Origin of the sequence: Mycobacterium aquaticum (assembly GCF_002086485.1) — a bacterium.
GTDB classification, from domain to species: Bacteria; Actinomycetota; Actinomycetes; order Mycobacteriales; family Mycobacteriaceae; genus Mycobacterium; species Mycobacterium aquaticum.
Window position 1 is genome coordinate 98,296 of the sequence record NZ_MVHF01000026.1, and the last position, 6,570, is coordinate 104,865.

Consider the following 6,570-nt stretch of genomic DNA (forward strand, 5'->3'; position numbering starts at 1 on the left):
TCCCATTCGGCTCACGCGGCGCCCACCTTCGCCGCCCACGGAAAGTACAGGAACGCAATGGACGGTGTCGCCCCGGTGATCCGGTCGTTCATGTACATCGGGATCCTGGGATTGGCGACATTGATCATGGCCACCTCGTCGACAGCGGCCGCCTGGGCTTCGACGAGTTTGCGGGCCCGCTCGTCGTCGTCGAACGTCGCGTAGGCTGCGCGCACGTTGTCGGTGAGCTTGGGTGCGTTGAGCGCGCCGTAGTTGTAGGCGCTCAGCGGGGTGAATTCGCTCAAGCTCACCAACGGTTCGGCAACCCCGGCCCCGTACTCGCCCACGATGAACGCGTCATACCCGGCGCGGGCGGCCTTGTCGAAGTAGAGGTTGGTGAAGCTCGTGACCGGCAGTGGAACGGTTTTCACGTCGATCCCGATTTCACGGCCGGCATCGGCGAGCAATTGGGCGGTCTTGCTTTCCGTTTCGAGCTCGGTGGGGTAGGCCACCGTGATGATCTGTCCCTTGTGCCCGCCGTCGGTGATGAGCTTCTTGGCGCCTTCGACATCACGGGCCGGGTTGGCGTACTGGGCCGCGGCCGCCTCGAAGATCGGCCGACTGTAGCCCCACGCGCCGGACTGGATGGGCGTCGACGACGCCTCGGCGGTGCCGCGGTATACCCCGTTGACAATGCCCTGCCGGTCCAACGCCATGCTCAGTGCCCGCCGAACGTCCTTGTCCTGCATTGGCCCGGGGCGTTCGGTGGGCCGGATGGCCAGCCAGTCGGTGCTCGCGCCGAGATAGAACTTGCCCTTGCCGGAGGAGCGCAGCGGTTCCATGGCCGAGAGCGGCGTGCGGTGCGTGCCGTCGATGTCACCTGATAACAGGCTGCTGGTGATGGTCGCCTCGTCGGTGACGAAGGTGAGTATGACGCGGTCGGCCTTGGCAGCGTTGGACGCATTCCAGTAGTTCGGGTTCTTCGTCATCTCGATGGTCTTGCCGGGCTTCCAGCTGTCCAGGCGCAGCGGGCCGGTGCACATGATGCCGCCGTTCGCGGTGCCGTAGGCCGGACCCGCCTGTTGCACGAACTGCTTGTTGCCGATCACTCCCGCCGCGGTGGCCAGCATGCGCTCGAACACGGCGTCGGGCTCTTTGAACTTGATGGTGACCTGGCGGTCGCCGGTGGCCTGGATCGACGCGACCCGGTCGTAGAACGGTGAGGCCCAATAGGATCCGGCCTTCGGGTCGAGATTTCGGGACAGGCTGAACACCACGTCGTCGGTGGTCATCGGGGCGCCGTTCCAGAACTTCACGCCGTCTCGGATGGTGACCACCATGGTCTTGTCGTCGGGTCGGTCGATGCGTTCGGCCAGCCCAGGGGACAGCGTCATGTCCTCGTTTTGGACCATGAGACTTTCGCACATGTTGGCCAGGGTGGCGTTTTCGGAGTCGGAGTAGTCCAGGATCCAGTCGAGCGACGCGGGCTCACCGGTGGCCAGGTTCCAGGTGAAGTGATCGATCGGACCCTTGGCCGGTGATGTGGTGAACACAGTCTCCACCGAGCCGTTGGCTGAGCTGCCGGCGGGCGGGCGGTCGCCGGAACAGCCGGTCATGGCCGCCGCGACAGTGACGGTGAGCGCGGCCGCGATGAGCGCGGAACGGGCATTTGTCGGCATGGACGACTCCTTTGTCGGACAGATCAGTTTTCGGACCAGATGTCGATGACGGGATGCAGGTCGCGGGGGCCGTCCTCGGTCACCACGATGTTGCGTTCGAAGGTTGCGCCGGTGCCGTCGCGAATCACGAAGCGCTCCAGCGCAAGTGTCATCCCGACCTCGATCGGCCGTGGGTCGCCCGTGCGGATCCATGGCGCCTCGAACCCGAGGCCGAGGCCGTGGCCGCCGGCCTGGAATTCCGCACCCGCAAAGTCGTAGTCCTGTGCCCGCAGCAGTTCGTCGGCAGCCTCGGCGACGTCGGACACGGTGGCGCCGGGTACTGCCGCGGCGACAGCGGCATTCACCGAATCCTGCGCGAGCGCAAATGCACTCGCCTGGGCATCGGTCGGAGCTCTGTCGATGACGCGACTGCGCGCCAAATCGAAGAAATAGCCGCGGTAGGCGCCGCTGAAGTCGACGGTGAACAGGTCACCCGGGCGCAGCACGCGCTGCGACCAGGTCGGGGCTCCGTCGGGGAGACCGTCGGCCTCGTCGCCGAACGTCGCGACGAAAGCGTTGGCGACCACCGCGTCGCTGCGCGTGGCCTCGGCCACGAGTGCGGCGACCACGTCGGCTTCCCGGGCGCCTGCCCGCAACACATCGAGCGCCGCCCGAAACGACGCGTCGGCGATGGCACCCGCCTGCTCGAGCATGGCGATCTCGCCCGGCGACTTGACCGAACGGAGCCGTTCGACCAGATCGTCGACGATGACGAGTTCCCCGTCGCCAACGGGCGCCACCGCCTTCTCGAGGTGATCGAATTGGCGAGCGGTCATCGTGTCGGTGCCGCACACCGCAATTCGGCGCCGTTTGCCCGCGAGCACACTGGCGATCAGGTCGCCGAGGGTTTCTCCGTTGCCGACGTCGAGCGCGCGATGGTCGGTGACTGCGCGCGGCTCGGAGAAGCGGTCATCGGAACACAGCACCGCGCTGTCGTGGGTGACGACCAGCGCGGCATAGCCACGGTCGGCCCATGCGCCCGGGACGTCACGGATGATCGGGAAGAATGGGTAGTGGCCGCACAGGTACTGAACATTCGCGAACCGCTCCACCGTCCCCCCGCCGCGAGCCCAGATGACGATGGCATCGATATCGTCGGCGGCGAGCTGGTTGCGCAGGTTGGCCATTCGCCGTTCGTATTCGTCGGTGGCGATCGATGCTGTGCTCTGCACGTCTTGGTCCCTTCCGTCTCCGAGGTGGCTAGCTGTTGGTGCCGAGTGCGCGCGGAAAATGTGCGACCGCGGCCGCACCGTCGGATCGAGGATCCGAGGCGGCGGTCATACGACCGTCCGGTTCTGAGAAGACGACATTGGCTTGGCCGAGCGCCTCGGTTCTCGGTGGAACCTCCAGTACGAACAGCCCGCTGCCGATCAGCGCTTCCCGGGCGGCTGCCGGTGAATCGGATTCATATGACACCAAATCGTCTGTTGCGCCGTCATATTGAGGACCGACGACGCTGCGGGGCGCGGCGACTGCGGCCTGCGCCGTGGCGCCACGGGTGGCGTGCAGCAGGATCTGCGCGAGGATCTGTGGCTGGCCCTGTCCGCCCATCGTGGACAGGATGTGCCGAACGGATCCGTCGTGCAACGTCATCGCCGGCATCAAAGTGTGGGCGGGTCGTTTACGCGGGGCAATGACGTTGGGTGCGTGCTCGTCGAGTGAGAAGCTGGTGCCGCGGTTGTGATACAGGATGCCGGTCTGCGGGTCGATCAGTCCGGACCCGAACGCGTAGAACACGCTCTGGATCAACGAGACTGCGTAGCCGTCGCTGTCCATCGCCGATACTCCCACGGTGTCACCGTGCGGGATGAGCGACGCGTCGCGAGCCTGGCCGACGGGCGCGAACGACGTCAGGTCGTCGTGCACAAGAGCACCAACGTCCACGCCAACCTGGCGTGGGTCGGCCAGCGAATCGTCACGAATTCGGTTGGCGCGGTGGAAGAGTCGCATGACGGTACCGAAGTCGGCGCCCAGCGGGTCAGCGAGGCCCAGTTCCTCCACCGCGCGAAGGACGCGCAGCAGGATGAAGCCATGGGTGTTCGGCGGGCTCGTCAGGACGGTGAGATCGCCGAACGTGGTCTGCAACGGTGCGGTGGTCTCGGGCTGGAAGTCCGCGAAGTCGTCTGCGGTCAGCTGGGATCCGCGGGATTGCAGGTAGGTGATGGAGCGGGTTGCGAGAGCACCTTGGTAGAACTCGTCGGGGCCGCCGGCGCGCAGGAGCGAGAAGCTCGCGGCAAGTTCGGGCTGCCGCAACAGATCTCCGGCGCGGCGAGACTGCCCGTCGGGGCGGAACACCCGGTCGAAGTCGGATGTGCCGTGCAGGTCCGCGTTCTCGGGGTGCAGCAAATGCCGGGCGACCGAGGGGGCCAGCTCAACGCCGGATGCGGCGGCGTCCTCCGCCGCGGCCAAGGTGTCGGACCAGGAGAGTCGAGATCCATGGCTGCGCAGTGCCTCCCAGCCCCGCACCCCGCCGGGGACCGTCACCGTGTGCACATCGCGGGCGGGCAGGCTCCGGCCGAACGTCGACCGCAGCACGGCCGCATCGGTGGTGCCGGCCGCCCATCCCGACGAGTTGATGCACTGCACCTTCCCGTCGGGGCCGCGCACCAGCGCGATCAGATCGCCGCCGAGTGCGACGTTGTGCGGGTAGACCACGGTGAGTACGGCAGCGGCGGCGATGGCCGCATCGATCGCCGTGCCGCCGTCGCGCAACGCGTTCAGACCCGCCTCGGTGGCGAGGGAGTGTGGGGCGGCGATGGCCCCGATGATCGACGCTCCGGCGGCGTCGGGGGATCCGACGGGGTTGGTCAAGGTGGCCGCAACTCCTCTCGTGAGTGCCCAACCCGTACGACGGCGCGGGCGGGCGCTTCGGGATCGCGGTGTGACCGCGACCCGGGTGAGCTGTCGACGTGGCGTGGACCACAGCAGCCTATCGAATGATAGGGGCTATTGATCGATAGGGGAAGGCTTCGGCGAGATGTCGCCGGTGTCGTCAGCCGATCCGGATGAGTTTCATCTCGGCGAGCCGTTGCACGAGAGTGTCGACGTGCTCGGCCAGCACGTCGCGCCGCGGCCGGCCGGCGTCGTCCTCGACCACGATCGGGTCCTCGGCGTCGATCGCCACGAGCGCGTCGACGAGAGCATCGTGGTCGCGGGTGCCGTCCAGTAGTGGAACGAGGTGCCGATCGACGTCTGACAGGACCAACGGCTCGTGCCACGGATTGAACGTCGAGGATTCGCCGCCGCCTGTGAGGCTTGCCATGCGGCGGGCGGACTCGTCGACGCGCAACGACGCAGGCGTCGGCTCTGGCAGCACCGGATCGAGCCGGAACCGGGCCTGCCCTTGCCCGATCAACACTCCCATCAGGTTGTCGACGGTGTCGGCGATGGTGGCGCTTGGTGTGAAACCCGCGGCGATCAGCCGGGCTGTGACGGTGTCGATCAACTCCTGCCGGGACAGGGTCCACGGCCACCGATCGTTGAGTGCTTCGAGCGCCGCCTTGATGCCCGGGTCGTTGGTGAACAGGGTTGCCCCGTCCGCCTCGACGTACTCCTGGCGGGACTGGTCCATCCTCGTTTCGCCGTCGGCCGGGGGAGTCCAGGCCGCGAAATGCAGCGTTTGGTAGCGGCGTGGGTCAGGTTGGTAGTCGATCTGCCGCGCGCGTTCGGTGTGGACGAACAGGGACTCCCGGAACGAGCGGTTGATGGCGAAATCGATGTACTGCTCGACGAGAACCTGAACACCCGCGCACTTCTCGGCGAGGAATTCGGCGACCTTGGGGCCGTGGTTGGCGGGCACCATGGTCTCGGGGCGTGCTTCCCCGAGATACACCAGGCCCTTCTCGGCGGCGCGACCCACCATCTCGTAGAAGTAGCACGGTGAGTTGAACGATTCGAGTTCGTCGTGCAGAAGGAAGAAATCTCCGAAAGCCTCATCGCGCGAACGGAATTCGGCGAGCACGCGGGCCAGCACGCCATCGGCCGGGGCGACCTCCTCCAGGAAGTCGACCATGCGGCGGGCATCGGTGACCCGTTGTTCGGGAGTGCCACTGGCGCCGCCGGCCAGCAGCATCGCGTCGCGCATCACCTCCTTGGACTTCCAGCCGGGGTAGGTGTTGTAGCTGAGGTACGCCACCCCGTCCGGCGCCAGGAGCCGGCGAAATGCCGTGAGGATCGCGTCCTGCACGTGGTCCGGTACCCAGCTGTAGACGCCATGGCAGATGATGAAGTCGAACTGACCCAGAGCCGTGAGATCCGTCGTGGCGATGTCACCGACCGTCAGTTCCACGTTGCCCAATCCCAGGGCCGCCACGTACGCCCGCCCTTGTTCGATCTGGACCGGCGACAGATCGATGCCCACCACGCGTGCCTCGGGATGCGCGGCGGCGAACGGGATGATGTTCCCGGCCGTGGCACAGCCGATCTCCAGGACCCGGGCCGTCGCCACGTCGGCGGTTTCCAGCCCGAAGAGGTGCGCGATCGCCGCCAGCACGCCCGGCGCGGACGGCGGGATTGCATACGACTTGTAGGGCGTCGCGTCGTAATCCGCGCGCAGCGCATCGGTGGCTGCGTGGCGCTCTGGTGCCGTCAACGGCGCTCCCTCCGGCCTGAGCGACCCTCTCGGTCGTGCGCCTCATTCGAACATGCCGACGCCGGGCCGACCACGCCCGCCGAATGCGGAAAGCTGGGCTTTGCCGCCTGTTCAGGCGCCGTTAACGGCCCGTCGGCCGGTTGGGCAAAAAATGAGGCCGGTACGGAAACTCCAGGTACCGGCCTTGCCAGTGCCCCCAGTAGGGCTCGAACCTACGACCTGCGGATTATCAGATCCGATGATTCGCCGGAGATCACCAAGGTCGTCGAACCCGAGCCCACC

General features: G+C 66.8%; 4 protein-coding genes. All 4 read right to left on the reverse strand.

Translation table 11 applies throughout. From position 1 onward, the window contains the following. Positions 1 to 11 precede the first annotated feature (11 nt). The 4 genes from BST13_RS23120 to BST13_RS23135 all read right to left on the reverse strand — a co-directional run bounded on the left by BST13_RS23120 (position 12) and on the right by BST13_RS23135 (position 6,288). Complete coding sequence (locus BST13_RS23120; protein ID WP_083166348.1) at positions 12 to 1,658, reverse strand: ABC transporter substrate-binding protein; 1,647 nt, start codon at positions 1,656 to 1,658, stop codon at positions 12 to 14. Positions 1,659 to 1,681: 23 nt separating this feature from the next. Then, positions 1,682 to 2,869 (reverse strand): M24 family metallopeptidase, encoded by a 1,188-nt coding sequence (locus BST13_RS23125; protein WP_083166349.1) that lies wholly within the window; start codon positions 2,867 to 2,869, stop codon positions 1,682 to 1,684. 28 nt (positions 2,870 to 2,897) lie between these two features. Next, positions 2,898 to 4,508 (reverse strand): gamma-glutamyltransferase family protein, encoded by a 1,611-nt coding sequence (locus tag BST13_RS23130; RefSeq protein ID WP_083166350.1) that lies wholly within the window; start codon positions 4,506 to 4,508, stop codon positions 2,898 to 2,900. 181 nt (positions 4,509 to 4,689) lie between these two features. Further along, positions 4,690 to 6,288, reverse strand: a complete 1,599-nt coding sequence (locus tag BST13_RS23135; RefSeq protein ID WP_083166351.1) for a class I SAM-dependent methyltransferase — start codon at positions 6,286 to 6,288, stop codon at positions 4,690 to 4,692. Positions 6,289 to 6,570: the final 282 nt, after the last annotated feature.